Origin of the sequence: Bradyrhizobium sp. 930_D9_N1_4, from assembly GCF_052076015.1 — a bacterium.
Taxonomy (GTDB): domain Bacteria; phylum Pseudomonadota; class Alphaproteobacteria; order Rhizobiales; family Xanthobacteraceae; genus Bradyrhizobium.
This window is the reverse complement of sequence record NZ_CP197236.1, coordinates 1,075,104-1,101,240: the sequence shown is the minus strand read 5'-3', so window position 1 is coordinate 1,101,240 and position 26,137 is coordinate 1,075,104. Positions and strand designations below refer to the sequence as shown.

The window sequence follows — 26,137 nt, the reverse complement described above, 5'->3', positions numbered from 1 at the left end:
AGAGGAGCGACGCGAATGACATTCACGACATGGTCACGATCCAGGATTGGGGCCTGCATCGTCTCAGCTCTCGTTCTTGCCGGCGGTGCCAACATTGCCGGTGCCTCCGGCGCCGCGCCCGGAAAGGTCTCGGGCTCGACGGCCATCGCACTCGCGGGCGTGATCGCGCCGCTGTCGCCGATCCTGTCCGGCGCCGAGAAAAAGGCGGTCGCGATGCTGTTCGCCGCCAACAGCAACATTCCCTACAAGAGGCCGATCGTCGTGACCGCCGATCGCATCGTCTGCCGCACCGGCAATGTCGACATCACCGTGCGCAATTGCGAGGTGACCTTCGGCACGAAGACCCGGACCGTGAACGGCTCGACGGCCAATGAAATTTTCGCGACCGAAGCGCTCGCCGGCATTCCACCTGACGGCGCGGCGGGATCGAACTTCGAGAGCCTGAGCAGACTGAGCTGCACGATCGACCCCAATGCGATCCGCCGGAAGGACGGCAGCGGGGCGGACTGCACGTTCCAGCCGGGGAATTGAGCCGCGCATGGGGGAAGAAACCGGGTGCCGTGAAATCGCCTCAGACGACCTAACTAATAAGGCGAATTGAAAAGACAGGCCAAACGCGCGAGCCCATATCGGGGGCGCAGGGCCGGCACCAACATGAAGAATTATCTCGCATTTTTCCTCCTTCTGAGCGTAACGGCAGCATCCGCACACGGCCTGTTGCCGGCGCGGCTGACGACGCCGACCGATCTTGTCCGCGTGGGCCTCACCGACAATGACACAACGGCCGGCGGCACCGCGCGGCTGTGCGAGCAGGTCTCGTTCGCGCGGGGGCTGCGCTATGGCGACAGCGAAGCCAACGTGCTCGACGTCGCCACCAGCAACGAGACCAAGGCGGACACGCCCCGGCCCGTGCTGCTGTTCGTGGCCGGCGACACCTTTACCGGCGACCGCGGCGCGCCGGACCTGTCCCGCGAGATCCAGGACCAGGCGATGTGCTTTGCCGCGCGCAACGGCATGATCGGCGTGCGCGTCAGCTATCGCCTGGCGCCCTCGGCGACCTGGCCGATGGGCGCGACCGACGTGGCGGCGGCGCTGTCCTGGGTTCACGGCAATATCGACCTGTTCAACGGCGACGCCCGCGAGATCGTCGCGGTCGGCTACGGCGCCGGCGCCTTCCACGTCGCCACCTTGCTGGCGCATCCCGAGCTTCAGACCGACCGCGCCGATGTCGCCGCCGTGATTCTGGTCTCGGGAATCTACCGTGCGGGCAAAGACGCCAGCGACAACGAGAAGGCCTATCTCGGCCTCGATGCCACCCAATACGACAAGCGATCGGTCTTTCCCGGCATCCTCAACGTCGACGTGCCGATCGTGCTGGCCTGGGCCGCGGACGATTCCGCTGGAATCGTGAAACAGGGCGAGACCCTGAAGAAGACCCTCTGCGGCGCCGGCCATTGTCCGCGCGCCACATTGCTGCGCAGTCGCGACGGTATCGCGGCGGCATTCGGGCTCGATGGTTCCGGCGATAGTCTAGCGGAGCCGACACTGCTGCTGGCGAAGCAGCTCGAGGCGCGGGGGCTGCCGTAGCGGGGTTGCGGCGACGCGACAGCCATCTATCCCCATCACCCTGAGGTGGCCGCTTCTTCGGCCACCCTCGGAGGGCGACGGGGGTAGATGCACGGCACGTCAGTACGCTTGCCGTTTCGATCCGGCCAATAAGAAGCTCCGCCCAGCCACACGATCGCCAAACGCTTGACCTAGATCAACTCGCCTTGGTGCGGACTGAGCCGACCTCGTTGGGGGCCAACGACAAGGTATCGAGCATGCGCGTCACCGGCAGACTGCTGTTCGTCTTGATCGCCGCGCTCGCCTCGCTGGGGGCGATGTCGGAGCAACGCACAGACCAACCGGCGAGCGACAAGGAAATCCGCATCGGCAATGTCATGCCGTATTCGGGACCGCTGTCGGAGTTCGGCGCGATCGGCCAGGCGGAGGCCGCTTATTTCGACATGGTCAACGCGCGCGGCGGCATCAACGGCCGCAAGATCCGCTTCATCACGCGCGACGACAATTCCGATCCCACGACCGCGCTGGAGCTGACGCGCAACCTGGTCGAGAAGGACGACGTGCATCTGATGTTCGGCTCGTTCGGCACGCCGGGCAATATCGCCACGCGCTGGTATCTGAACGAGAAGAAAATCCCGCAGCTGTTCGTCGCCTCCGGCGACGAGGAGCTGAGCCAGGCCAAGGCGTTTCCATGGACCATGGGCTGGCAGCCGTCGTACCGCGCGGAGGGACGCATCTACGCCAATTACATCCAGGCCTATTACCCCCGGAAGAAGATCGTGGTGCTCTGGCAGAACGACCAGTTTGGACGCATGCTCTACAAGGGCATCCAGGAAGGCCTCGGCGATATGAACCGTCTGGTCCTCGTCGACATCGCCTTCGACATCAACGACGAGCACCTCGACGGACACGTCTCGATCCTCAAGCGCGCTGGTGCCGACATCTTCGTGTTTCTCGGCGTGCCCTCGACGGCCGCCAAGGTGATCAAGCTGGCGTCGTCGCTGAAATGGCGCCCGGTCTTCATCGTCAACGACGCCTCCGCCTCGATCGCCAATGCGATGGCGCCGGCGGGCCTGGAGAATTCGGCCGGCGTGATCTCGGCGGCATTCCTGAAAGACCCGAGCGATCCCGCATGGAAGGACGATCCCGCCATGAAGGACTGGTTCGGCTTCATGGACAAGTATCATCACGTCGAAAGCACCAACAACAGCGCCGCTCTCTACGGCTATGCCGCAGCCGAAGCGCTGACGCAGGTGCTGAAGCAATGCGGCAACGATTTCTCGCGCGACAACATCATGCGGCAGGCGGCGTCGATGAAGAGCTATCAGCCCTCCGTTGCGTTGCCGAATATCAGGATGAATACCTCGCCGAACAGCTATCTGCCAATCAGGCAGATGCGGCTGGTGCAGTTCGACGGGCGGTCGTGGCAGCCGTTTGGGGATGTGATCGAGACGGCGTTCACGGAGGGGGCGGCAAGGTGAGGTGACTCACCGAGCACGTTACCGGCTTGTGCGGGTGCTCGGCGCTGCACTGTATCGACGGAGGAGGTGCACTCCCTCCCCCGCTTGCGGGGAGGGCTGGAGAGGTCATAGGAGCAACCCAATATTTTTTTGGTGAAGAAGTGGACCTTGGCGAGGCGCCGCCGGAGCGCTTTCATTTCCTGGTCGAAATGGAGGGCGGTTCGGCCTTGGCCGGAGTGGGCTCGTCGTCCCCGGCCTCCACCTCTTTCACGTTGAGTTCTGCATCCGTGGGCACCTGACAATGGATGAGATTGCAGTAAGCGACAGCAGCAACGGCGCCATATGCGACGAGTTTGTAGACCTCGACTTCTCCAACCTTTAGCTCAACGGGGCCGATCCTTCCCAGCTTCCCGATTTTGATCTTTCCATCCAGCAGAGAGACTGTGACCAATGCTTCCTTACTGGCTGCCGGAAGGGTCGGAAGGGCTGGGGCTACGGCTCGTCCGGCTATAGATGCTGTGAGGGCAGGGCTATTGGCGGCGAACATTTGCAATACCGTGCGCGGATCAGTTCCTTTCAAGAGGGATTGGGTGACGGGGGGCTGGTGGCTCAGCAATGCCGTCGAAAACCTGCTCGCTGTAACGATCTCATGCACTAAAGCCGCCGATGGTCGGATTATTCCTTTAATGCTGGGCGCTTGTTTGACCAAGTTCCAAGCCGCCGGTGCCTGAGCATCAGCTGCAGTGCCTGACACAGCTAAGCAGATCAGGAACGTCGCAAAGAGCTTACGCATTGGCGTCGCCTCGAAATGGTTTGCCCGCAATAAACCATTTTCCACGAAATTCGGCCTGAATGGAAGATATTCACAATGGTAATCAGCGGTTGTGCGTGGGGGGTGGCGGGTATTACCTCGGCTTTGCGGCATTAGAAATGAGTGAAGCGTTCGGCGAGAACAGGAGGTCAGCGGTGTCTGACCAGGTCGATAGGAGTGAAAATCTAATCGAGGTCGTGCGGCACAACGGCGACTTCAGCAGGCACTACGGGCCTTGGCTGGGTGCTCTCCTGTGTTGGGCCAAGCGAGACCTGAGACGGGGTGGGGTGACAGTCCCTCCGCGCTGAGACACTGCCCGCATTGAGAGATCACCCCACCCCGCTCGCGCTGTGCGCGATCGACCCTCCCCCTCCAGGGGAGGGTAAGAAAGCCCCTCACGCCGGCTTCAACGAGGCCAACGCACTCTCCAGCATCGCGCGCACCCTTGCCGCATCGCCGGACTTCACCACCGCGGGATCGAGATAGAGCTCCAGCCCCGGTGCGCGCTCGGTGATGACGCCGCTTCGCTCGGCCGCCGCGTCGTTCAGCGCGTCGACCGAATACGGAATGATTTCGCGGCTGATGCCCTTCATCGTGATCGCCGGCAGCGCGTGCGCGCGGACAATATCGCTGACGAGCGCAAACGTCTCGTAGCTCAGCACGATGCCGCCGGGCTCGGCGATCGATTGCAGGCGCGCGGCGAGGTTCGCTTCCGCACCGATGATGGTGTAGTCCATGCGGTCGCTGCTGCCGAAATTGCCGACATTGCAATAGCCGGAATTGATGCCCATGCGCGAGCGGAACGGCTGCTCGATGCCGGAGGCCCGCCATTTCGCATTGAGCTCGGCAAGACGCTGCTGCATCCGCCAGGCCATCTGGAGACAGGCCTGCGCATCGGTGCGGTCGCCCTTGGTCTCGGGATCGCCGAAGAAGATCAGCATGGCGTCGCCGATGAACTTGTCGATGGTGCCGCCATACTCATGCGCGATCGCCGACATCTCGGTGAAATATTCATTGAGGAGCTGGGTCAATTGCTCCGGCTGGAGCCGCTCCGCGGTCGCGGTGAAGTTCTGGATGTCGGAGAAGAAGATGGTGAGCTTCTTGCGCTCGGTGTGGATGGTGACGTCCTTCTGACCGGAGAAGATGCTCTTGTAGACCTGCGGCGGGATGTAGCGCGAGATCTTCATAGAGAGTGCAGCCAGGAAGTCGTTGGCGGATTCGAGTTCCTTGTTCATGCCCTTGATGCGGCGCGCCTGACGGCGCTGCAGCGACAGGAACGACAGCCCGCTGCCGGCAGCGATCAGAAAATAGGCCAGGAGAAACTTGAAGGAGAAGATGTTGGCGGCGATCGGCTGGGCGATGATCACCTCCTGGATGCCGCGGACATCCCCGACCTTCCAGTCCTTCTTCGGGCTTTCGGGGTGGCTGTTGTGGCAACTCACGCAGGCGGGCCCCATCGTAACGGGCGCGACCAGCCGAACCTTGTCGGAAAACAGCGAGGTCTCGGTGTCCAGAATCTTCTGCTCGGGATCCCGGCGAAGCGCATCGAGCGCGTCCTTCTCGAACTTGTCGAGCTGGTGTGCGGCGCGGTTCTGGAACGGGAAATCCGAGACGAAGCGGTAGGTGATGTTCTCCTGCTGCGCGCCGATCACGCGGCCAAGCTCGAGCGACAGCGTCGCAGGGATCGGGATCGCGCCGGGAACCGACTCGTAATTGTGCACGACCCTGGTCGTGCCACCAGGGTTGGCGAGGATGCGCCCGACCACGTTGGAGGCGTAATAGCTGCGCACACTCGTGATTACCGAATTGAGATCAATCGCCTGCCGGCGCAACGCGGTTTTGCTGAGCTCGGTCAGGTCCAGCCACACCGCGAGGGGCAGAGCGAGCAGCAGGAACGCGATCACGGCACCGGTCAGGAGGCCGCTCTTGCGCTGTTCTTCGGAGATCTCTTGTTTCACTCTGTGGCTCCGTTGTGTGCGATCTCGTCGCGAACTCCCGGGATTCGCGGCAAGCGGCGGCACTGAGCCGATAAACGCAGACCCGCGCAACCCCATTTTAATGGTGGTCGCGGCAAACCGCTTTTCGTTTCATGACGAATGTTTAAGATCGATATTAACCTGCATTCACCCCGCCGGGAGATCCTCCGAATGACTGACACCATCCGCATCAGGCGCTTCAACGCGCGGCCCGTGATCGTGCCGATGAATTTGCCGCTGAAAACCTCGACCGGGGCGGTGGCAAAAGCACCGCTGGTGCTGATCGACTGCGAGACCGACCAGGGCGCGGTCGGACATGCCTATCTGTTCTCGATCACGCCTTCTGCGTTGAAGCCGCTGACTGCGATGGTCACCGAAATGTCGGAGCTGCTCACAAGCGACGAACTGCTGCCGTTCGAGATCGAGCGCAAGCTGACCCAGCGTTTTACGCTGCTTGGGCTCGCCGGCCTGCAGCGGCTGGCGCAATCCGGCATCGACATGGCGGCCTGGGATGCGCTGGCCAAGAGCAAAGGCCTTCCGCTTGCCCGCCTGCTCGGCGGCGCACCGAAGCCGGTGCGGGCGTACAATTCGAAAGGGCTCGGCATCATGCCGGCGGGCGCCGCGGTGGAGGAGGCGCACAGATTGCTGGCCGAGGGCTTCCACGCCGCGAAGATCCGCGTCGGCCGCCCCGATGCGCGGGAGGATCTGGCCGTCGTGCGCGCGGTGCGCAAGGCCGTCGGCGACGATGTGACTTTGATGTGCGACTACAACCAGGCGCTGACGGTGACGGAAGCCATTCGCCGCGGCGAGATGCTCGACGACGAGGGCCTGACCTGGATCGAGGAGCCGATCCGCCACGACGACTATGCCGGCAACGCCCGCATCGCGGACGCGCTGCGCACGCCGGTCCAGATCGGCGAGAATTTCGACAGCGCCTTCTCGATGCAGACCGCGCTATCGGCCGAGTCCTGCGACTACGTGATGCCTGATGTTCAACGGATCGGCGGCGTCACCGGCTGGCTCCGCGCGGCCGCGCTGGCGCACGCGGCCGGCATCGAGATGTCGACGCATCTGTTCTCGGAGGTCAGCGCTCATCTGCTTTGCGTGACACCGACCGCGCACTGGCTGGAATATGTCGACTGGGCCGACGCCGTGCTCTCGACGCGGCTGAAAATCAAGGACGGCTTTGCGCTGCCGGGCGATGAGCCCGGCAACGGCATCGCGTGGGATGAGGCCGCGATCGCCAAATATCTCGTCACATAAAGCCGCCACCTACACCCGGACAGCGGCAATCATGCTCAGCTCGACCGGAGCGCCCCGCGGCAGTTCGGCGACGCCGACGGACGTCCGCGTGTGACGACCGCGATCGCCGAGGCGTTCGACCAGCCGGTCGGAGGCACCGTTCATGACTTGCGACTGCTGGGTAAACCCAGGCGCCGAGGCGACGTACCCCACGAGCTGCAGGACCTGGACGATCCTGTCGTCTCCGCCCGTTGCGTGGTTGATGGCCGCGATGCAGAGATCGGCGCAGAGGCTGGCCGCCTCCTGCGCCGCCGCGACATCGACATTTGCGCCGACCTTGCCCGCATACAGCAGGTCTTCGCCACGACGCGGCAGCTGGCCGCTGACATACGCAATTCCGCCATGGATGATCACCGGCAGGTAGTTGCCGCCGGGCTTGTTCACACTGCTCATCTCGATCACCTGTCTTCTTTTCTCATTGCCGTGGTGGGCGGCCGGACAATGGCAGGCGAGGAGTCGCGGATCAAGGCTGCGAAGCTCTCGCCCTGCATTGCGCAGCGGCGGCCAGCGCGATAACGACCTCCATGACCACGTGGCGACCTCACCCTCATATCCGCGTCGTCGCGATCGGCCTGCATTGGCGGGACGGGCGGCTGCTCGCGGCCGAGGTCCGCGACGATGCCGGGCGACTCAAGGGCGTGCGTCCGCTCGGCGGCGAGATCGAATTCCGCGAGAACTGGCGGCAAGCCTTGATGCGCGAATTCAACGAAGAGCTCGGCATCGACATCACCATCACCGGCGAGCCGCTGGTGATGGAGAACATCTTCGTGCACGAGGGCGCGACCGGACACGAGGTGATGTTCATCGCGGAGGTCGCGTTTCCGCAGGGCGCGTTCAGCGGCCAGGACCGCATCGACTTCCGCGAGAACAACGGCGAAGAGATCGTGGCGCGCTGGTTCGACCTCGCCGATCTCGACATCGCGGGCGGACCGAGCCTCTATCCGACCGGGTTGAAGGACTTGCTGCGCGGGAGATGGACCTAAATAGGTCGCTACCTCCGCGTCGTCATTGCGAGCGCAGCGAAGCAATCCAGACTGTCACCGCGGAAAGATTCTGGATTGCTTCGCGGAGCCTGTCATCCGGCCCGCCGGAGGCGGGACCGGGTGGCTCGCAATGACGGAGTGTGGAGCAGCGATGCGGCTGACCCGCCAATTACCACGCCTCCGCGCCGGGGATCTTCCTGCGCACCGCCATGCGCTGGATCCAGATGCAGCGGCGGACCGATCTGTTGGAGCGGCCGACGGCGGAGATTCCCTCGCCGGCCTGAAGCAGCGGCGCCACGCTCTCGCGCAGCGCACGGCAGCGCTGGAGCTCGGCCTGCCAATCGATGATCGCGGCGTCGGCGCGCGAGGCGATCAGTGCTGACATGGCCAAGCCAAGACGGACGGCAAGACAGACTGCAAGACAGCTCACCCGCATCATCCGCATCCCATTCCAGCGACAATTCCACCGCGCCCTTGCGCGCGTCCCGTTGCTGCGACTCTTGTGGTCTTGTGACATGGACCACATTTGCGACCATCTTAAGGTTGTACGATGATACAGCATAACCGAAGCCGGGTAGACCGGCGCCGCACACTTCATTTTTGATCATCTCATTTTCGAGCACGCAGCCGAAGGAGGCAATGCTTCGCCCGGTTCGCAAGGCCCGCTCATTTCACGATCGTCCGCCTTGTCCGAACCATAAGTTGAAAATCACGATCAGTTCACGCAGGTCCGTTCAACCTTTGGCTCGACCAACGATTTAAGGCTGCTCGACATTCTCAATGAGCACGCGCGCATCACCGCGCGTGAACGAATCGTCATGCCCGGCACCGGGCACATCGCGAGATGCGATCGGGATTGCGACGCCCGAGAGCAACGGACTCATCTGCCCGGACGGCCGGCCCGGGGAAATGCCGGCATCGACAGTTGCAGCATCACGAGGGATCACCATGGACGAGCCCAAATCACTCAGCAATGCCTTCACGAAAACCGCGAATTTCTCCATCCACCAGGTCGACAACGTGTTCGATGCTGTCGCAAAGCCGGCAGCGGCGGCGGCCGCCCACCCTGTCGCACCGCCGATCACCTTGCCGCCCATTCTCGGTCCGCTGTCGGCCTTTACGGGCACGTTCACGGGACAGGGGTTCAATACGATCTTCCGGCCCGAAAGCGCGACGACGCCGACGCCGATGCCGGGGCCGGTCAACACGACCGATCCGGCCGACAACGTGCTGGAGCTGAATCTCACCGACGAGACGCTGTCCTTCTCGAACAATCTCGGCTCGATTCCCAATCGCGGCACGGGAACGCAGGCGGACGCGTTCCTGAACGGCGTGCCGTATCTCCAGACCATCAACGACGTCACCACCGGGACGCCCGTCGGCATTCACTTCGAACCCGGCATCTGGGTGGCGGTGCCCGCCACCAACATTCCGAACGAGCCGTTCACCGTTGCGCGCATGGCCTCGATCCCGCACGGCACGACGATCACCGCGCAAGGCACCGCGCTGCCGCCCGTCGCCGGCAAGCCGACCATCGCGGCGATCGACATCACGCCGTTCCTCGGCGGCAATCCGGGCGCCAAGATCACATTCCAGAACCAGACCGCAGCCAACAAGACGACGCGAAGACTGCCGCAGGATCTGACCGCGCTGATGGCCTCCGGCAAGCTGACCCAGGCCATGATCACTGATCCCAACACGGTGCTGCGCAATCAGATCGCGCATCAGACCATCACCCAGACCATCGTCATCGAGACCTCGACGAAGCCCGGCACGCCGCTCTCAGGCGGACCTTTGCCGGCGATTGCCTCGCCCGGACCTCATCCCACTGCGCCGAATTTTGCGGGCGGCACCGCGAACATCGCCTTCCTCGAGGGGCAGCCCAATCCGCCGCCGGGCGGCGGCAGCGCCAACGCCAACGCCTTCCAGATGGACGCGGTATTCTGGATCGAGACAGTGGTCTACGACATCGACGTGCCGGCGCTGCCGCCGGGATCGCCGCCGGTGATCCTGCAACCGCGCCAGAAGAGCAAGGTGCCGCTGGTTCCGAGCTTCGTCGCCGCGATCCCGTTCGTGCCCGGCAAGGGCTTCAAGGGCGGTCATGTCAGGGTGGCGACGACGCAGATCCAGTACTCGCAGAAAGTCATGCTGGATTTCGCCACCCTGACCTGGCCGCACGTCTCGGTCGCATCGCTCGTGCCGGCCGCACCGGTGCCGATCCCGGACCATCTGCTGCCGCTGAGTTGAGCGGGGTCCACGACAGTGTGACGGACGATACACCGCACTCTCTGGACGAGTGCGGTGTATCAGTACTACTATCTATTTGTAATTGATCTGGAGATATTGCACGACCTTTGGAATTTTGAGCGCCTGGGGATTTTTATGGAAGTGATTGAGATCCGCGAGGATGCCGGGCGACAAGACGGCGCCGTGCTGCGGATCGACGGATACGACTATCAGGTCACCGTCACCTCGCCGTTCGACAACGACCAGCGAGAAGAGCTCGACTGGTATTTCGAGGAATATCTGCGGTTTCCCTTTGCCGACCAAGTGCGGGCGCGGCAGGCGGGTGAAAGCATCACTGCCTATGGCGAGGCGCTGTTCGGGCAGTTGTTCGGCAGCCCCGATGCGCGCGAAGCCTATGGTGACCTGAAGAAGCGCGCCTATCCGGACAAGCTCGCGATCGCGGTCATCGGCTCGCCGACGTTTCAGGGACTGCACTGGGAGGCGGTCAAGGACCCGAAGCTGCCGCGGCCGTTTGCGCTCGACGTGCCGATCATGCGCCGCCGGACCGCCGCGCCTCCGCCGCTTGAGGCGGTGCCGGCGAATTCGCCGACGCTCAATCTCCTGGTACTCACCGCACGTCCCGGCGAAGCGCGCGACGTCGGCTATCGCACCATCACCCGGCCCTTGGTCGGCACGCTCCGGCAGGCTCAGTTGCGGGTCGACGTCGATTTCGTTCGTCCGGGGACATGGCAGGCGCTGGTGGAACGGCTGGAGGCGACCACGCAGGACCGGGGCGCCGGGTATTACCATGCCGTCCATTTCGACCTGCATGGCGGGCTGCTGACCTACGACGAGTTTGTCGAGCAGCAGCAAGCGCCGGCGCCGACCGACAGCCTGACCTTGCGCGGGCGCTGGGGGCGTGAGGAGATCGCGCCCTATGAAGGCAGCAAGGCCTTCCTGTGCTTCCAGCCCGAGAAGGACGACCCCACCGGCCTCGGCGAGGCCGAGGAGTTGGCCGGGCTGCTGCTCAAGCACAAGATTCCGATTGCGATCCTGAACGCCTGCCAATCCGGCCGGCAGGTGGGCGCAGAGGAAAGCAGCCTTGCGGCGCGATTGCTCGAAGCCGGCGTGCAAAGCGCGCTCGGCATGGCCTGGTCGGTTACAGTCAGCGCGGCCGAAAAACTCATTCCAAAGCTCTACGGCGATCTGTTTGCGGGGCGGCCGCTCGGATCGGCGGTGCTCGCCGGGCGGCGAATCCTGGCGGCGGAGAAGCGGCGGCAGGCCGCCTACAACGAAACGATCGAGCTGGAGGACTGGCTGCTGCCGGTCACCTACCAGAACCGCGAACCGAAGCTGGCGTTCCGGGAGTTCACGGCCGAGGAAGCCGGCCGCTGGTACACGGAAGCAGCGGAGCGCTCGCCCGAGCCCGTCACCGAATACGGCTTCTTCGGCCGCGATCTCGACGTGCTGCGGATCGAGACCGCGCTCCTGACCCGGCGCAATTTGCTGCTGGTGCAGGGCATGGGCGGCAGCGGCAAGAGCACGCTGTTCAAGCATCTCGCGCACTGGTGGGAGCTGACGGGACTGATCGAGCGCACGTTCTATTTTGGGTGGGACGAGAAGGCATGGACCCGGGCGCAAATCATGCGTGAGGCGGCACCAAAGGTGCTGCCGGCGGATATTGCACGCATATACGACAACATGAGCGAGGCCGCGCAGCAGCAAGCCGTTGCTGCAGCGTTCCGCGGGAAGCGCCACCTCCTGATCCTGGACAATCTCGAAAGCGTGATGGCCGCGCCGCTGGCGATTCCTCACAGCCTGACTGAGAAGGAGCGCGACGAACTCCGCGGTTTTCTAGCGACACTTGCCGGTGGCCAGACCCTGGTTCTGCTGGGCTCGCGCGGGGAGGAAGCGTGGCTCGCAAAGGATACTTTTGCCAAGAATGTCTATCAGCTGGAGGGACTCGATCCCGAAGCCGCATCCGACCTTGCAGATGCAGTTTTGCAGCGTGCCGGGGCACAGCCAAGGCGCGCAGAGAATGCATTCAAGGAATTGATGACACTGCTCGCCGGTTATCCATTGGCCTTGCAGGTCGTGCTGCCGCATCTGGCAACCAAGACGTCGGCTGAGGTGCTCGAAGAGCTGCGGAGCGGCCTTGCCAAAATCGACGTGGCTCCCGGCGCTGATCCGATCGTGGCCCGAACGCAGAGCCTGATGGCATGCATTGATTACAGTCACGGGCATCTCGATCCCGGCGATCAGGCGCTACTCGCGTGCTTTGCGCCGTTTACAGGGGTCATCAATACAGCCTTTCTCGACGGCTATCAGCATCAGCTTGCTGAAGAGCCAGCTCTGGCCGAACTGCCTCTAAAGCGGCTGCGCGAGGTGCTGGAGCGTGCCCTCAGTCTTGGTCTGCTTCAGCGCAATCCGAGGGCTTCCTTCTTGCTACATCCGCAGCCAGCGTTGAGCTGGTTTCTGACCGGCCGTCTCGACGCGGCAGATCAGACAGAGCGGCGTCACGCGATCGAACGAGCCTTCCGCAAGCATTATAATGGCTTCGGTAACGTATTGTGCGACCTCCAAGTGTCCAAGACACCCGAAGAGTATCGGCTAGCACCAATACTCGTCGAACAGGAGTATGCGAATCTTGGGATCGCCCTTCGCTACGCATTGGACCAACATGCGTCGATCGTTACGCCCTACACGGCGCTTTCCAATCATCTGGACTATTTGCAGGATCACACCCGCGGCCGCGAGTTGGCTGAACTGGTGCTTGCCAAGCTTGAACTGCTGCCAAGTGAAGCCATCACCGGTCGAAGCGCGATTCAATTTGCCGGCGTCATCGAGAGCATCGCGACACGTCAACTGGAGTTACGTGAATTCGACCGAGCGCGCACAAGCTACGAAAGGGCACTTGCTATCCTTGATGGAGTCAAAGACTTCGAACCACAACTAGTCGGCCAAGGTCGTGCTGCCATATTTCATCAACTAGGTTCAGTGGCGCTCCGTCAGCGTCGTCTTACTGAGGCCAAGGACTTCTTCGAGAGGGCACTAGAGATCCAGATCGAATTTCGCGATCACAGCGGCACAGCCAGCACATATCATATGCTTGGCAGCGTGGCGGTGGACCGACACAATTTTACGGATGCGGAAGACGCATTTAGGAAAGCGCTAGAAATCAGACTCGAATTTAACGACCGGAAGGAAATTGTCATCACATACAGTGAGCTTGGCAGCTTGGCTTTGATACAGGACCGCCTCATGGAGGCCGAGGAATGGTATAATAAGGCTCTCGCGATCGTGCTCGAATTTGCCAATCGATATCGCCTTTCGCTCGTCTATCACCAACTGGGCGCGGTCGCACACCGTCAACGCCATTACTCGAAAGCGGAAGATGCCTATAGGAAGGCGCTCGCGGTTTCACTTGAATACAAGGATTACCACAGTGCTGCCGCTACCTATCATCAATTAGGCGTGGTCGCGCAGGATCGAGGCCGCCTTGAGGAAGCCGAGAGCGCTTATAACAAGGCGCTGGAGACCTACGTGGCGCTTTCCGAGCGGTATGAACTCGGCGATACTTATCATCAGCTCGGTAGGCTGGCCGAGACGAGGGCGCGTTTCGCCGAAGCTGAAGACGCTTATTGCCAAGCGCTCGCGATCTTCGTGGAATTCGAGAATGAGGTTTCAGCAGGCACCGTTCTCCGGAGCTTCGCACGTGTCTGGAGAATAACAGGCTCGACGAGCATTCCGAATTCCGTCGCGGTCATCCTGAAGATTGAACCTGACAAGGTCACAATGCTGTTCAGACAATCCTTCAGCGCCGATTCTGAGCCGCCGGAGCAACCCTGAATTTCTTAGGGCGTCTTGGAGTATGGTTGGGGAGGTTATGCAGCCAGTTCTGCGAGATTGAGATCCTCTCGCAAACGCACCATCCTCCCCTCTTCTTATAGCGAGCGAAGGATGGTGGGCGCGACAGGGATCGAACCTGTGACCCCTACCATGTCAAGGTAGTGCTCTCCCGCTGAGCTACGCGCCCTAAAAGTCCACTTGCGTCCGGGTCGGGTCCCTATAACGGCTCAGGGGAGCCGGTGCAAGGACGGAAGGCGGCCGATTTAGGCCGCCAGCATCTTGTTCACTTCGCTGACCAATTCGCGCAGATGCACGGGTTTGGACAGCACCTTGGCGTTCTTGGGGGCGTCCGAATCCGAATTCAGGGCGACCGCGGCGAAGCCGGTGATGAACATGATCTTGATGTCGGGGTCGAGTTCCGAGGCCCGGCGGGCGAGCTCGATGCCGTCCATCTCCGGCATCACGATGTCGGTCAGCAGCATCTCGAACGGCTCTTCGCGGAGCCGCTGATAGGCGGCCATGCCGTTGTCATGGGACGAGACCTGAAAACCGGCGTTTTCCAGCGCCTTGACCAGGAAACGGCGCATGTCGTTGTCGTCTTCGGCGAGCAGGATTTTTGGCATGACAGGAAACGTCGATCCCCAGAGGATATCAGCAGAGGTCACTAAGCCTGACAGAGGGTAAATTTGGGGTGAAAATCTTAACCCCAGGCCGGCTCGCGCTGCCGGTCCCTTGTGAACCGGAATGCCGCACGAATCAATCGAGCCGCATCGGCGCGTCCCCGCCTCCCTGCCCGCAGGGTTAAGACATGTTCCAGCGCCGATCACATCTTTTCGCTTGGCAGAATGGTTGCGATTCCGGACAATGACGACACATAAGAGCCGCTCGACCGGCCGAATCAGCGCCCGATCTTGCGGCGTGACGGGACGAAGCCTGAGAATTAAGGGACGAAGCCTGAGAAGATGACCCGGTTTGACGGCGATGCGTCGCCAGCCTTCGAGATCGTGGAGCCCGCGCAATGGCGCGCGCCCGTCATCTTCAACTCGCCCCATTCCGGCTCGACCTACCCGGACGAATTCCTCAGCGCCTCCAGGATCGACCTGCCGCAGCTGCGGCGGTCGGAAGATTCCTTCATGGACGAGCTGACCGGCCATCTCAGCGACCGCGGCTTTCCGACCGTGCGGGTCAACTTTCCCCGCTCCTATGTCGACGTCAATCGCGAGCCCTATGAGCTCGACCCGCGCATGTTCACCGGGCGCCTGCCGAGCTTTGCCAACACCCGCTCGATGCGGGTGGCGGGCGGCCTCGGCACCATTCCGCGCGTCGTCGGCGACGGTCAGGAAATCTATCGCGACCGCATCCTGGTCGACGACGCGCTGGCGCGGATCGAGACGCTCTACAAGCCGTATCATCGCGCGCTGCGCCGGCTGATCAACAAGGTGCACCAGATGTTCGGCACCGTGGTGCTGGTCGACTGCCACTCGATGCCCTCGGTCGGCGTCTCGCGCGACGAGCCGCGCCGGCCCGACATCGTGATCGGCGACCGTTACGGCACGAGCTGCACGCCGCTGCTCCCCGACAGGGTCGAGGAGACCATGACGGGGCTCGGCTATTCGATCGGCCGCAACAAGCCCTATGCCGGCGGCTTCATCACCGAGCATTACGGCAATCCGGCAAGCGGGCTGCACGCCGTGCAGCTCGAGCTCAACCGCGCGATCTACATGGACGAGCGGCGGCGTGAGCGCAGTCCGCGCTTTGCGCAAGTGGCGAGCGATTTCGGCGTCCTCGCCGACGTGCTGGCGACTACCATCCCGTTCGGCGATCTCGGCCCGTTCCAGGCGGCGGCGGAATAGACGAAAGCTTTTCAGCTTTTCTTTCCTGCGATCGCGTCGTGAGCGTTTTGCGCGCACGCGTTTTCGCTTCGCGTTGCTGCGCGCGTCAGAGCGAAGATCGAGGCTGACAGAAAAAAGGGCCGCTTCTGATGAAGAAGCGGCCCAAGTCTAGGGAGGAAACGCCCAAGGAGGGCAGCAGTAACGCGAGAAGCGCTACCGCACCGCAACAATATGCGGCCGCGACGCACAAAGTGCAAGAGCTTTTGAGCCGTTTCCCATGCAAAACGGACATGGCTCATTTGCTTATAGCGAAACCCAGATTCAGTTTCTTTGATAAGGAAATTCAATGGGTTGATAGTCATTTGCATACGAACAAGGCATGTTCGGAACTAAGTTTTCAACTCTATGATCGATATTTGGCCAGCCCGTGACCACGGCGGGGCAGATCCGCTTCGGCATTCAAAATACCAGGGTGCAAAATCAAGACGGCGCTGCACGCGCGCGGCGAATTGGGTTAGGCAGGAGCAAGCTTCCACTTTCGCTTTGAGGACCACGCCGTGACGGTGATCGACTTCTCCGCCTTCATCGGACGGCTCGCCACCGCGTCCGGCGAAACCATCCTGCCGTTCTTCCGCACCTCGCTGTCGATCGACGACAAGAGCAAGACCAAGGATTTCGACCCCGTGACGGAGGCCGATCGCGCCGCCGAGGCGGTGATGCGGCGCCTGATCAAGGCCAGCTTCCCCCAGCACGGCATCGTCGGCGAGGAATTCGGCAATGAGCGCGAGGACTCCGACTACGTCTGGGTGCTCGACCCCATCGACGGCACCAAATCCTTCATCGGCGGGTTTCCGATCTGGGGCACGCTGATCGCGCTGCTGCACAAGGGCACGCCGGTGTACGGCATGATGCACCAGCCCTTCATCGGCGAGCGCTTTTCCGGCGACAACGGCTCGGCCAACTATAAAGGCCCCTCCGGCGAGCGCCGGCTCCAGGTCCGCCGCTGCGCCTCGCTGGCGGAGGCGACGACCTACACGACCAGCCCGCTGCTGATGAACGAGCGCGACCGCGCCATCTTCGGCCGGATCGAGAAGGGCGCGCGCCTGTCGCGCTATGGCGGCGACTGCTACTCCTATTGCATGCTGGCGGCAGGTCACGTCGATCTCGTGGTCGAGACCGAGCTGAAGCCTTACGATATCGCGGCCCTGATCCCGATCGTGACCGGCGCCGGCGGCGTCGTCACCACCTGGGAAGGCAAGCCGGCGCAGGGCGGCGGACGCATCGTTGCCGCCGGCGACGCCCGGGTTCACGAAGAAGCACTGAAACTGCTCAACGCATAGCCTGTTTTTCGTTTGCGCATGATCTTGCCGGAAAACCGCTGCACACTTTTCCGGATCATGCTTCAAGGAGCCTGCATGAAAACCCGCCGCTCGCTCCTCCTCGCAAGCCTGCTTCTGTTTCCCACCCTCGCCTCCGCCCAGAATTATCCGGCCAAGCCGATCAAGCTGATCGTGCCGTTTCCGGCCGGCGGCCCCAACGACATCATCGCCCGGGTGATCGGACAGCGCATGTCGGAGCTGTCAGGACAGCCGGTGCTGATCGACAATCGCGGCGGCCAGGGCGGCGTGCTCGGCACCGACGCGGTCTCGAAAGCCCCGCCCGACGGCTACACCATCGCGATCTCCTCAGCCGGCGCGCTCGCGATCAGCCCGAGCATGGAGCGGGTCGCCTACGACACCTCGAGCGACCTCACGCCGGTGACGCTGGTTGCGACCGTGCCGGAAATGCTCGTCGTCGCCACCAACGTAGAGGCCAAGAACGTCAGTGAGCTGATCGCGCTGGCGAAAGCACAGCCGGGAAAGCTCAACTTCGCCTCCTCCGGCCCCGGCAGCCTGCCGCATCTCGCCGGCGAGCTGTTCAAGCTGACCGCCAAGATCGATATCGTGCACGTGCCCTATCGCGGCGCCGCGCCCGCGGTGAACGATCTGCTGGGGCAGCAGGTGCAGATGACGTTCCTCGATCTCCCCGTGCTGCTGCCGCAGGTCAAGGCCGGCGCGCTGCGGCCGATCGCGATAGGCTCCGCCGAGCGTACCCCGACCGCGCCCGACGTGCCGACGCTTTCGGAAGCGGGTTTTCCCGATCTGCGCGTCGAGAACTGGTACGGCATGGTGGCGCCGAAGGGCACCCCGAAGGAGATCGTCACCGCGCTGCATGACCTGGCAACGAAGGCGATGGCGGATCCCGGCGTGAAGGAGAAGCTCGCCCAGCAAGGCGCGACGCTGATTGGCGATGAGCCCGAGCATTTTCGCAGCTTCATCGCGGATGAGACGAAGAAGTGGGCGAAGGTGATCAAGGACGCCGGGATCGAGACGGCGAAGTAAGCCACACCGTCATGGCCGGGCTTGTCCCGGCCATCCACGTCCTTCCCATTCGGCACAAAGAACGTGGATGCCCGGGACGAGCCCGGGCATGGCGAATTTGTGGATTCCCCCTCACACAGCCTCGGCCCGCAAATGCTCCACCAGCATCTTGGCCGGCCGCGGCAGTGCCTTGAAACTCCGCGCGCAGATCACGAGCTTCCGGTTGGCCCAGGCGTCGCGCAGGCGAACCATGGCGAGCGGCATCAGCTTGGCGCAGCGGCGGGCGGCTGATATCGGCACCAGGGCGATGCCGACGTCGGCGGCGACCATCTGGCAGATCGCGTCGAAATCGCGCATCCGCGCGCGGTAGTGCGGGCGGATGCCGAGCCGGGCGGCGTGTTTCGAAATGTGCATCTGGAGCGCGGTGGCGCTGGTCAGCCCGACGAAATCGCAGGCTCCCGTCTCCTGAAAATCGATCTGGCGGCGGCCCGCGAACGGGCCCCGCTTCGACGTCACCAATGTCAGATGATCCTCACTGAAGACGAAGCGCTCGATGTGGTCGGGCAGCGCGTGCTCGGCGGCGAAGCCGAGATCAGCGGCACCGGCGGTGATCGCAGCCGCGATATCGGTGCTCTCGCGCTCCTCGATGTCGACGGCGACGTCCCGGTGCTCGTGCAGAAATCCGGCCAAAGCCTTCGGCAGATGCTCCGACAGCCCCGAGGTGTTGACGAGAAAATGCACGCTGGCGCGCACGCCGCTGGCAAAGCCGGCGAGATCGCCGCGCATGGCGTCGATCTGGTGCATGACGACCCTGGCATGATCGAGCAGGCTCTCGCCGGCCGCGGTCAACTCGACGCCGCGCCGTCCGCGCTTGAGCAGGGCGACGCCGAGCGCATCCTCGAGCCCTTTGATGCGCGCGCTGGCCGAAGCCAGCGCGAGATGTGACCGCTCCGCACCGCGGGTGATACTGCGCTGGTCGGCCACCGCGATGAAAAGCTGGAGATCAACGAGGTCGAAACGCATGGCAGGTCTCCTCAGCTTTCGTACTGGACGAAGGCTATCTCCGTAACCTCCAGATTGTGCCCGCGCGCAGCTTCGGTCAATGTGCCGCTCATGATCGACCCGCTTCTCTTCCTCATCGCCGCCGTCTTCCTGGTCGCTGGATTCGTCAAGGGCGTGGTCGGACTCGGCCTGCCGACCGTGTCCATGGGCCTGCTCGCCGTGAGCATGACGCCGAGCCGCGCGATCGCGATCGTGATCGTACCTGCCATCGTCACCAACATCTGGCAGACCTTCGCCGGCCCATATCTGCGCGACATCCTGAGACGGCTGTGGCCGCTGATGATCGGCACCGTGATCGGCTGCTGGCTCAATGCCGGCGCGCTGACCGGCCCGCATGCGCGCTACGGCACGATCGTGCTCGGCGTCCTTCTGGTGATCTACGCGATCATCGGGCTCAGCAAGTTCAAGTTCCACGTCGCGCCTGCGAATGAGAAATGGGTCGGCGGCGTGGTCGGCGTGATCACCGGCGTGATCTCGGCCTCGACCGGCGTGCAGGTCATCCCTTCGATGCCGTTCATGCAGGCGATCGGCATGGAAAAGGACGAGCTGGTGCAGGCGCTCGGCGTGTTCTTCACCACCGCAACGCTGGCGCTCGCCTTCAACCTCACCGTGAGCGGATTGATGACGCCGGCCAATGTCGTGCCGGGCGCCGTGGGCATGGCCATGGCCTTTGCCGGCATGTTCATCGGCCAGTCGGTGCGGGCGCGGATGCCGGCGGAAGCGTTCCGCCGCTGGTTCCTGATCGCGATGATCTTGCTGGGCGTCTATCTCGCCGGCAGCGCGCTGGTGAAGGAGTTCGCGTAAAGGCAGATCGTAGGGTGGGCAAAGCGCAGCGTGCCCACCACTCCTGAATGGTGGGCACGGCGCTTTGCGCCTTTGCCCACCCTACGCAGTTGCCTTCTCATCCGTTCGAATGAGCTACCGCGTCTCCAGCATGGCGACGCGGATGCCGAGATAGATGAAGAGGCCACCGAGCGCGCGGTTGACCCAGGCGATCGCGCCCTCGGACTTGCGCAGGCGATGCGCGGCCTTTGCCGCGAACGCCGCCAGCACCAGGCACCACAATGTCCCGGTAAAGATGAAGATCAGGCCGAGCGTCAGGAACGCGAGCGGCTTGTGCGCGGAATCGGCTGCGACGAATTGCGGCAGGAAGGCCAGGAAGAACAGCGCGACCTTGGGATTGAGCGCGTTGGTGAAGACGCCCTGGAGAAAGACCCGCCGCAGCGAGCTCCGCACCGGCTCGTCGATGCGCGAGGCCAGCACGGGACGTGACCACAGCATCTGAAGTCCGGTGAAAACCAGATAGGCCGCGCCGACCAGCTTCAGGATCGAGAACGCGGTCGACGAGGCCATCAGCAGGGCCGAAAGGCCGATCGCAGCGCCCGCGACGTGGAAAAAGCAGCCGCAACTGATGCCAAGCGCCGCCGCGGCGCCGCCCCGCCAGCCCATCTGCATGCTGCGGCCGATCACATAGACCGAGTCGGGCCCCGGCGTGATGTTGAGCAAGACACCCGAGAGGATGAAGAGCCAGATTTCGTGAATGCCCAGCATGTGTGAAGTGCTCCGCGCTCCGCTTCCCGTCTTCAAGGCGGAGGGCTTAGTCGGTTCGCTCGCCCCCGTCCACCGCCGCAATTGCGTGGGATTTACCTCGAATTTGCAATGCGGATCATACTATCGCTCGGCCGCATCTGCTCTATAAAGGCAGGGTTCTTGAAATGCGGGATTCGAGGCGGCCGCCATGCCGTGGCCGGTCATCGATCCCTTCCAAGTCTCTCGTAAAGTCTCTTGGAAGGTCTCTTGGAGCTTCGGACTATGGAAAGACGTCTGGCCGCCATCGTCTGCGCCGATGTCGCCGGCTATTCGCGCATGATGGGCAGCGACGAGGCCGGCACCCATGCCGCCTTCAAGGCCCATCGCAGCGCGATCCATCCGATCATCCTCAACCACGGCGGCCGCGTCGTCAAAAACACCGGCGACGGCTTCCTGCTGGAGTTCCCTTCCATCGTCGGCGCCACCGAGGCTGCGATGGCGATGCAGACGCTGATGGCGGAGCGCAATCACCATCTGCCGACCGAGCGCGCCATGCAGTTCCGGCTCGGCATCCACATGGGCGACGTCATCGCCGACGAGGACGAGGTTTTCGGTGACGATGTCAACATTGCCGTCCGCCTCGAATCCGTCGCGAGCCCCGGCGGCTTCGCCATCTCGGCCAAGGCCTATCGCGAAGCGAGCAAGCACCTGACCGTAGGGCTGGTCGATGGCGGCAACCACCGCTTCAAGAACATCAAGGACCCGATCGGGATCTGGACCTGGACGCCCGAGGGCGCGCCGGCGCTCGCGCCCGAGCTGAGAGAGGCCTCCGCCCTCTCGCAACAATACCGCACCGCGATCGTCGGCGTATTGCCGTTCGCCAATCTCAGCGACGCGCAGGACGAATATTTTTCCGACGGCCTCACCGAGGATCTGATCCACGCGCTGGCGCTGCAATCCTTCTATCGCGTGCTGAGCCGCAACTCGACCTTCGCCTTCAAGGGCAAGAACACCAGCACGCGCCTGATCGCGCGCGAGATCGACGCCAGCTATCTGATCCAGGGCTCGGTGCGGCGTGCCGGCGCAAAAATCCGCGTCACCGCCGAGCTGATCGCGCCGGAGACCGGCGAGCAGCTCTGGACCGGCCGCTACGACCGCGACATCGGCGATTTGTTCGCCATGCAGGACGAGATCACCACCAATCTGTCCGCCGCCATCGCCACCGAGATCGTCCGTGCCGAAGCCTCGGCGCCGGCGCGGCTCTCCACCGACGTGACCGCCTGGGACCGCTTCCTCAAGGGGCTGTCGCACTACTACCGGCAGACCAAGGAAGACCTCGCCACCGCCGTCGACCTGTTCCGGGAGGCTATCGGGCTCGATCCCAAACTGTCGATCGCGCACGCCTATCTCGCCACGATCCAGATCCAGAGCATCCAGTTCGGCTGGGTCAAGGGCACCCGCGAGATGTGGGCCGAAGCGATGGGTCTCGCCGAGACCAGCGTGCGGCTCGACCCGCGCTCATCCTTTGCGTTCTCGATCCTGTCCTGGGCCCATGCGCTGGAAGGGCAATACGAGGCCGCGATGGACGCCGCCAAGCGCGCGGTCGCGCTCAACCCCTACGACAACGGCGCGCGCGGCGTGCTCGGCATCTGCCATTTCGTCATCGGCGAGCACCGCGAGGCGATCGAGCTGTTCTCGATGGCCGCGCAACGCGACAACAGCGACCCCCGCTACCAATGGGCCGCGCTGAACGCCTTCAGCCATTATCTGCTGGGACAATACGACGCGACCCTGTCCTGGGCCCGCGAGCAGCTCTACGTCAACCCGAACCACATGCAGGCGCTGGCGATCCGCACCGCCGCGCTGGCGCAATTGGGCCGGCACGATGAGGCTGCGGAGGCCGCACGCGTGCTGATGGGCAACTACCCGGCCCTGAATGTCGATCGTCACTTGCGCAATTTCCACTGGAAGCGGCCCGAGGACCTCGCCCATTATCGCGAAGGGCTGCTGAATGCGGGCGTGCCGCTCGGCAAGCTGACCCTGGTCCAGAGCGACGTCAAACGCGCCGCCGAATCCTGACGGCCGGGCGACGGCCTCTCAACGGTCCTTTGACACCCTCACGCCGGCTCTTATTGACACGACAGTGAATTCCGCCACACTTCGCTACACGCTGAAGTAGTATAGCCTGATGCCGGTTTGTTAGGACTTTTTCGCGCTTGATCGGCGCCTTCATTTCGCGATTCGCTGTTTTCAGGATTTGGGCCATGAATGACCCCGCTTCGAAGCCCCCGTTCGATCCCTCGATCCAGGTCTCGCCGGACAATCCCTGCCCCTTCCTGCGTGGCCTCGTCGGTGAAGGTTTCGTCGACGGCGGCACCGTGCCGCTGCGCACATTGTCGCAAACGATCGCGAATGCGAGCGGCGAAACGGGGCTGAAGAAGACCTCGGCCCGCATCCAGGTCCGCGGTGTCGCGCTGATCGCCAATGGCGCCTGTCACATCCTGCAAAGCATCTTCTGGGGCGCGCAGCTCAACAGGCTGCGTGGCGGCCCGCTCGACAAGCTCGGTGCCGGCTCCCGCATCCTCGGTGTCGACGGCAAGGTCAACGAGGACGAGATCGCGCGGCTCGCCAGTTTCGGCAACACATATGCCGATCCCGATGGCGGCAGCGAGGTTGGGCTCAACGCCTCGCAGATCCAGACCTTCATGAAGGACAATCTCAAGCGCGCCGGCAATCAGGCGCGCTGGTACTACCGGATCCTGATGAAGTTCGAATGGCCGGTCCTGCTCAAGATCATGGGCAAGGGTCAGGGCGACGACCGCTATCTCAGCGTGGCCGAGGTGAGGACATTGTTCAACGAGCGCAAATTTCCTGATCGGATCACCCAGCGGGTCGTCGCCCAGCCGGTCACCCCGCCTTCGCTGCTATTGCGTGCGGTCGGCGGACTTGCCGCCGCGCTTCTCGTCTTTGGCATCGTGGCACTGCGCTTTCCCGATCAATTCCAGCCGATGCTGCCCGGCATCCTCGGCGACCTGGTGGCGCCGCCATTGCCGAAGCTCGTCGAACCCCGGGCGGCATACTGGCTCGAACAGAACTGGGCGCTCGAGGACCGGCACTGGTTTCATCACGCCAGCCAGGGCACAGCGACCTTCCCGGTGCCCTATCGCTGGTTCATGGCGCTCGAGCAGCCGCGGCTTCATTTCTTCGCAAAGCCCGGAATGCTGCATGACAGCGACCATCTCCAGCGGTTCGGCTTCATCCCCAGCCCGCAGACCATCAACACCGACGACACCACGCTGCGCCAGTTCGGCTACGCCAATGTCTACGACAAGACCAAGCCGGTACCGGCGCGGCTTTGGGATCCGCCGGTCAACTGGGGAGCCCAGGCTGAAAACGTCGGCGGCCTGCCCGTCGGCTTTGCTCGCATGACCGGCGTCCCCGATCCCGCGACCGGCCAGATCGGCGAGGACCGGATCGGCCTGACATGCGCCGCCTGCCACACCGGCCAGATCCATTACAAGGGCATCGATATCCGCTTCGACGGCGGCCCCGCGATGACCGACCTCAGGAAGCTCGAGGTCACGACCGGCCTGTCGATCGCCTACACGCTGCTCGTGCCCGGTCGCTTCACGCGCTTCGCCGACCGCGTGCTCGGCCCCTCCGCCAGCGATGCAGACCGCGACGCGCTGAAGCAGAAGCTCAATGCGATCAGCACATTCCTGGTCGACTGGGAAAAGACCTACGCGAAAACCATCGCCGGCAAGACGAGGCTCAACCCGAAAACGAAGCAGGAAGAAAAACAGGAGAACACGGAGGAAGGATACGGCCGCCTCGACGCGCTCAACCGTATCGGCAATCAGGTCTTCGCCCAGGACATGACGCTCAGCGGCCTTAGCGGCTTCGAAAAGAACCTGCATGCCCAGGACGCACCGGTCAGCTTCCCGCCGATCTGGACCGTGCCCTGGCTCAAATACGCGCAGTATGACGCATCGATCGAACAGCCGCTGATCCGCAACGCCGGCGAAGCGTTGGGCGTGACCGCGCTGCTCAACTTGTCCGACACGACACCCAAGGACACGCTGTTCCGCTCGTCGATGGACATCAAGAATCTGAACTGGATCGAGGATCTCCTCAAGGGGTCGCCCCCGCATCCGAAGAAGCAAATGTCCGGACTGACATCGCCGAAATGGCCGTCGGACATCTTTGGCGATGCCGCGTGGAAGATCGATGACGAGCGTGTCAAACGCGGCCGCAAGCTCTATGCGGAGATCTGCGCCGAATGCCATCTCGGTCCGGTCAACGACAAGAAGTTCGACGACGAATTTCCTGCCCAGAGCATCTGGTCATCGCCACGCTGGGAGACCATCGGCAACGACAAGTTCCTGAACGAGGTCCAGAAGAGCGTCAAAGGCATGGGGACCGATCCCGCCCAGGCGGGCGTGCTGGCGACGCGGACGGTTCAGGTGCCGGGCTTTCTCAAGCTCGATCCCACGCAGAACCTCAATGCCTGGTGGGGCTGCAATCTGCCGGAGATCTCCTCGACCGACATGCCGTACTCGGTCGGGCTGATGGTGCTCGTCGACATCGTCAGCCGCAAGGCGATGGACGATGCGAACATCGACCCGAAGGTTCAGGATGCATGGTGGGGCAAGCGCAAGAACTGCCCTAACGCCGGTCCGCAGCCGGCCGAGAAGAATGAGCCGGGGCCCTGGTACCGCGCACGCCCGCTCAACGGCGTCTGGGCCACCGCGCCTTACCTGCACAACGGATCGGTACCCTCGCTCTACTGGATGCTGAGTCCCGCGGCCGAGCGCCCCAAATCGTTCTGCCTGGGTGGCGGTCGCGACTACGATCCGAAGCAGGTCGGCTTCGCGGTCTCCGACGGCGAGAGCTGCAAGACCGGACAGACGCGCTTCTCGACGCGATCATCTGATGGCACCGATCTGTATGGCAACAGCAATCTCGGCCACTCGCTCGACGGCACGCCAGGTCCCGGCAAGGACGGCACCATCGGCCGCGTGCTCAAAGAGCAAGAGCGCTACGATTTGATCGAGTATCTGAAGACGCTGTGAGGTCCGTCATCCTCGCCGTCATTGCGAGCGCAGCGAAGCAATCCAGACTTTCTCAACGGAAACAGTCTGGATTGCTTCGTCGCAAGAGCTCCTCGCAATGACGGAGGA

The 26,137-nt window shown here is 63.2% G+C and carries 20 protein-coding genes and 1 tRNA gene; 13 read left to right on the top strand and 8 right to left on the bottom strand.

The genetic code is table 11. The features are described from left to right. Positions 1-15: 15 nt before the first annotated feature. The 3 genes from AB7532_RS05110 (at position 16) to AB7532_RS05100 (ending at position 3,047) form a co-directional block, all read left to right on the top strand. Positions 16-531, top strand: a complete 516-nt coding sequence (locus AB7532_RS05110) for a hypothetical protein (RefSeq protein WP_441233735.1) — start codon at positions 16-18, stop codon at positions 529-531. Between the two features lie 123 nt (positions 532-654). Further along, positions 655-1,587 carry an alpha/beta hydrolase gene (locus tag AB7532_RS05105; protein WP_441233734.1) on the top strand — a complete coding sequence of 311 codons (933 nt, stop codon included), beginning with the start codon at positions 655-657 and terminating at the stop codon, positions 1,585-1,587. 236 nt (positions 1,588-1,823) lie between these two features. Further along, positions 1,824-3,047, top strand: coding sequence for an ABC transporter substrate-binding protein (locus AB7532_RS05100; protein ID WP_441233733.1), 1,224 nt, complete (start codon positions 1,824-1,826; stop codon positions 3,045-3,047). A gap of 172 nt (positions 3,048-3,219) precedes the next feature. Here the strand turns inward: AB7532_RS05100 and AB7532_RS05095 are convergent, their stop codons facing one another. Both AB7532_RS05095 and AB7532_RS05090 read right to left on the bottom strand, forming a co-directional pair. Continuing rightward, the gene (locus AB7532_RS05095) at positions 3,220-3,819 is read right to left on the bottom strand and encodes a hypothetical protein (protein ID WP_441233732.1); all 600 of its coding nucleotides are present in this window, start codon (positions 3,817-3,819) and stop codon (positions 3,220-3,222) included. A gap of 413 nt (positions 3,820-4,232) precedes the next feature. Next, positions 4,233-5,795, bottom strand: coding sequence for an adenylate/guanylate cyclase domain-containing protein (locus AB7532_RS05090; protein ID WP_441233731.1), 1,563 nt, complete (start codon positions 5,793-5,795; stop codon positions 4,233-4,235). A 189-nt stretch (positions 5,796-5,984) separates the two neighbouring features. Here AB7532_RS05090 and AB7532_RS05085 point away from each other — a divergent pair, with 189 nt between their 5' ends. Next, positions 5,985-7,076, top strand: coding sequence for an enolase C-terminal domain-like protein (locus AB7532_RS05085; protein WP_441233730.1), 1,092 nt, complete (start codon positions 5,985-5,987; stop codon positions 7,074-7,076). Positions 7,077-7,085: 9 nt separating this feature from the next. Here AB7532_RS05085 and AB7532_RS05080 read toward each other — a convergent pair whose 3' ends face one another. Further along, the gene (locus AB7532_RS05080) at positions 7,086-7,508 is read right to left on the bottom strand and encodes a RidA family protein (protein WP_441233729.1); all 423 of its coding nucleotides are present in this window, start codon (positions 7,506-7,508) and stop codon (positions 7,086-7,088) included. A 131-nt stretch (positions 7,509-7,639) separates the two neighbouring features. Here AB7532_RS05080 and AB7532_RS05075 point away from each other — a divergent pair, with 131 nt between their 5' ends. Continuing rightward, positions 7,640-8,098: an NUDIX hydrolase gene (locus AB7532_RS05075; RefSeq protein ID WP_441233728.1), complete on the top strand. Its 459-nt coding sequence runs from the start codon at positions 7,640-7,642 to the stop codon at positions 8,096-8,098. Positions 8,099-8,267: 169 nt separating this feature from the next. On the opposite strand, the gene AB7532_RS05070 is transcribed toward AB7532_RS05075, so the two are convergent. Next, complete coding sequence (locus AB7532_RS05070; RefSeq protein ID WP_441233727.1) at positions 8,268-8,483, bottom strand: hypothetical protein; 216 nt, start codon at positions 8,481-8,483, stop codon at positions 8,268-8,270. 563 nt (positions 8,484-9,046) lie between these two features. Between AB7532_RS05070 and AB7532_RS05065 the strand changes: the two genes are divergently transcribed. Then, entirely contained in the window at positions 9,047-10,345 is a 1,299-nt protein-coding gene (locus AB7532_RS05065; protein ID WP_441233726.1) for a heme-binding protein, read from the top strand. Positions 10,346-10,399: 54 nt separating this feature from the next. Next, the gene (locus tag AB7532_RS05060; RefSeq protein WP_441233725.1) at positions 10,400-14,173 is read left to right on the top strand and encodes a tetratricopeptide repeat protein; all 3,774 of its coding nucleotides are present in this window, start codon (positions 10,400-10,402) and stop codon (positions 14,171-14,173) included. A 112-nt stretch (positions 14,174-14,285) separates the two neighbouring features. On the opposite strand, the gene AB7532_RS05055 is transcribed toward AB7532_RS05060, so the two are convergent. After that, positions 14,286-14,360, bottom strand: a tRNA-Val gene (locus tag AB7532_RS05055). 76 nt (positions 14,361-14,436) lie between these two features. Beyond that, entirely contained in the window at positions 14,437-14,796 is a 360-nt protein-coding gene (cpdR, locus tag AB7532_RS05050) for a cell cycle two-component system response regulator CpdR (protein ID WP_007597092.1), read from the bottom strand. A 339-nt stretch (positions 14,797-15,135) separates the two neighbouring features. Here cpdR and AB7532_RS05045 point away from each other — a divergent pair, with 339 nt between their 5' ends. From AB7532_RS05045 to AB7532_RS05035, 3 genes are all read left to right on the top strand, one after another. Beyond that, on the top strand, positions 15,136-16,026 hold the full coding sequence (locus tag AB7532_RS05045; protein WP_441233724.1) for an N-formylglutamate amidohydrolase: 891 nt from the start codon (positions 15,136-15,138) through the stop codon (positions 16,024-16,026). Between the two features lie 536 nt (positions 16,027-16,562). Continuing rightward, positions 16,563-17,345, top strand: coding sequence for a histidinol-phosphatase (gene hisN / locus AB7532_RS05040; protein ID WP_441233723.1), 783 nt, complete (start codon positions 16,563-16,565; stop codon positions 17,343-17,345). A gap of 75 nt (positions 17,346-17,420) precedes the next feature. Further along, positions 17,421-18,386, top strand: coding sequence for a Bug family tripartite tricarboxylate transporter substrate binding protein (locus AB7532_RS05035; RefSeq protein WP_441233722.1), 966 nt, complete (start codon positions 17,421-17,423; stop codon positions 18,384-18,386). A 111-nt stretch (positions 18,387-18,497) separates the two neighbouring features. On the opposite strand, the gene AB7532_RS05030 is transcribed toward AB7532_RS05035, so the two are convergent. Beyond that, positions 18,498-19,388 carry a LysR substrate-binding domain-containing protein gene (locus tag AB7532_RS05030; protein WP_441233721.1) on the bottom strand — a complete coding sequence of 297 codons (891 nt, stop codon included), beginning with the start codon at positions 19,386-19,388 and terminating at the stop codon, positions 18,498-18,500. 90 nt (positions 19,389-19,478) lie between these two features. Between AB7532_RS05030 and AB7532_RS05025 the strand changes: the two genes are divergently transcribed. Continuing rightward, on the top strand, positions 19,479-20,231 hold the full coding sequence (locus AB7532_RS05025; protein WP_441233720.1) for a sulfite exporter TauE/SafE family protein: 753 nt from the start codon (positions 19,479-19,481) through the stop codon (positions 20,229-20,231). Between the two features lie 114 nt (positions 20,232-20,345). Here the strand turns inward: AB7532_RS05025 and AB7532_RS05020 are convergent, their stop codons facing one another. Beyond that, positions 20,346-20,978, bottom strand: a complete 633-nt coding sequence (locus AB7532_RS05020; RefSeq protein ID WP_441233719.1) for a LysE family translocator — start codon at positions 20,976-20,978, stop codon at positions 20,346-20,348. A gap of 261 nt (positions 20,979-21,239) precedes the next feature. On the opposite strand from AB7532_RS05020, the gene AB7532_RS05015 reads away from it, so the two are divergent. Both AB7532_RS05015 and AB7532_RS05010 read left to right on the top strand, forming a co-directional pair. Continuing rightward, positions 21,240-23,036 carry an adenylate/guanylate cyclase domain-containing protein gene (locus AB7532_RS05015; protein ID WP_441233718.1) on the top strand — a complete coding sequence of 599 codons (1,797 nt, stop codon included), beginning with the start codon at positions 21,240-21,242 and terminating at the stop codon, positions 23,034-23,036. Between the two features lie 185 nt (positions 23,037-23,221). Next, positions 23,222-26,029 carry a di-heme-cytochrome C peroxidase gene (locus AB7532_RS05010; protein ID WP_441233717.1) on the top strand — a complete coding sequence of 936 codons (2,808 nt, stop codon included), beginning with the start codon at positions 23,222-23,224 and terminating at the stop codon, positions 26,027-26,029. Positions 26,030-26,137 lie beyond the last annotated feature (108 nt).

Excerpts from the sequence above, each read along its gene's own strand:
- AB7532_RS05010 (WP_441233717.1), top strand. The coding sequence starts at position 23,222 with ATGAATGACCCCGCTTCGAAGCCCCCGTTCGATCCCTCGATCCAGGTC.
- cpdR (WP_007597092.1), bottom strand. The coding sequence starts at position 14,796 with ATGCCAAAAATCCTGCTCGCCGAAGACGACAACGACATGCGCCGTTTC.
- AB7532_RS05015 (WP_441233718.1), top strand. The coding sequence starts at position 21,240 with ATGGAAAGACGTCTGGCCGCCATCGTCTGCGCCGATGTCGCCGGCTAT.
- AB7532_RS05095 (WP_441233732.1), bottom strand. The coding sequence starts at position 3,819 with ATGCGTAAGCTCTTTGCGACGTTCCTGATCTGCTTAGCTGTGTCAGGC.
- AB7532_RS05070 (WP_441233727.1), bottom strand. The coding sequence starts at position 8,483 with ATGTCAGCACTGATCGCCTCGCGCGCCGACGCCGCGATCATCGATTGG.
- AB7532_RS05085 (WP_441233730.1), top strand. The coding sequence starts at position 5,985 with ATGACTGACACCATCCGCATCAGGCGCTTCAACGCGCGGCCCGTGATC.
- AB7532_RS05030 (WP_441233721.1), bottom strand. The coding sequence starts at position 19,388 with ATGCGTTTCGACCTCGTTGATCTCCAGCTTTTCATCGCGGTGGCCGAC.
- AB7532_RS05105 (WP_441233734.1), top strand. The coding sequence starts at position 655 with ATGAAGAATTATCTCGCATTTTTCCTCCTTCTGAGCGTAACGGCAGCA.
- AB7532_RS05080 (WP_441233729.1), bottom strand. The coding sequence starts at position 7,508 with ATGAGCAGTGTGAACAAGCCCGGCGGCAACTACCTGCCGGTGATCATC.
- AB7532_RS05100 (WP_441233733.1), top strand. The coding sequence starts at position 1,824 with ATGCGCGTCACCGGCAGACTGCTGTTCGTCTTGATCGCCGCGCTCGCC.
- AB7532_RS05020 (WP_441233719.1), bottom strand. The coding sequence starts at position 20,978 with ATGCTGGGCATTCACGAAATCTGGCTCTTCATCCTCTCGGGTGTCTTG.
- AB7532_RS05035 (WP_441233722.1), top strand. The coding sequence starts at position 17,421 with ATGAAAACCCGCCGCTCGCTCCTCCTCGCAAGCCTGCTTCTGTTTCCC.
- AB7532_RS05045 (WP_441233724.1), top strand. The coding sequence starts at position 15,136 with ATGACCCGGTTTGACGGCGATGCGTCGCCAGCCTTCGAGATCGTGGAG.
- AB7532_RS05025 (WP_441233720.1), top strand. The coding sequence starts at position 19,479 with ATGATCGACCCGCTTCTCTTCCTCATCGCCGCCGTCTTCCTGGTCGCT.
- AB7532_RS05110 (WP_441233735.1), top strand. The coding sequence starts at position 16 with ATGACATTCACGACATGGTCACGATCCAGGATTGGGGCCTGCATCGTC.
- AB7532_RS05065 (WP_441233726.1), top strand. The coding sequence starts at position 9,047 with ATGGACGAGCCCAAATCACTCAGCAATGCCTTCACGAAAACCGCGAAT.
- AB7532_RS05075 (WP_441233728.1), top strand. The coding sequence starts at position 7,640 with ATGACCACGTGGCGACCTCACCCTCATATCCGCGTCGTCGCGATCGGC.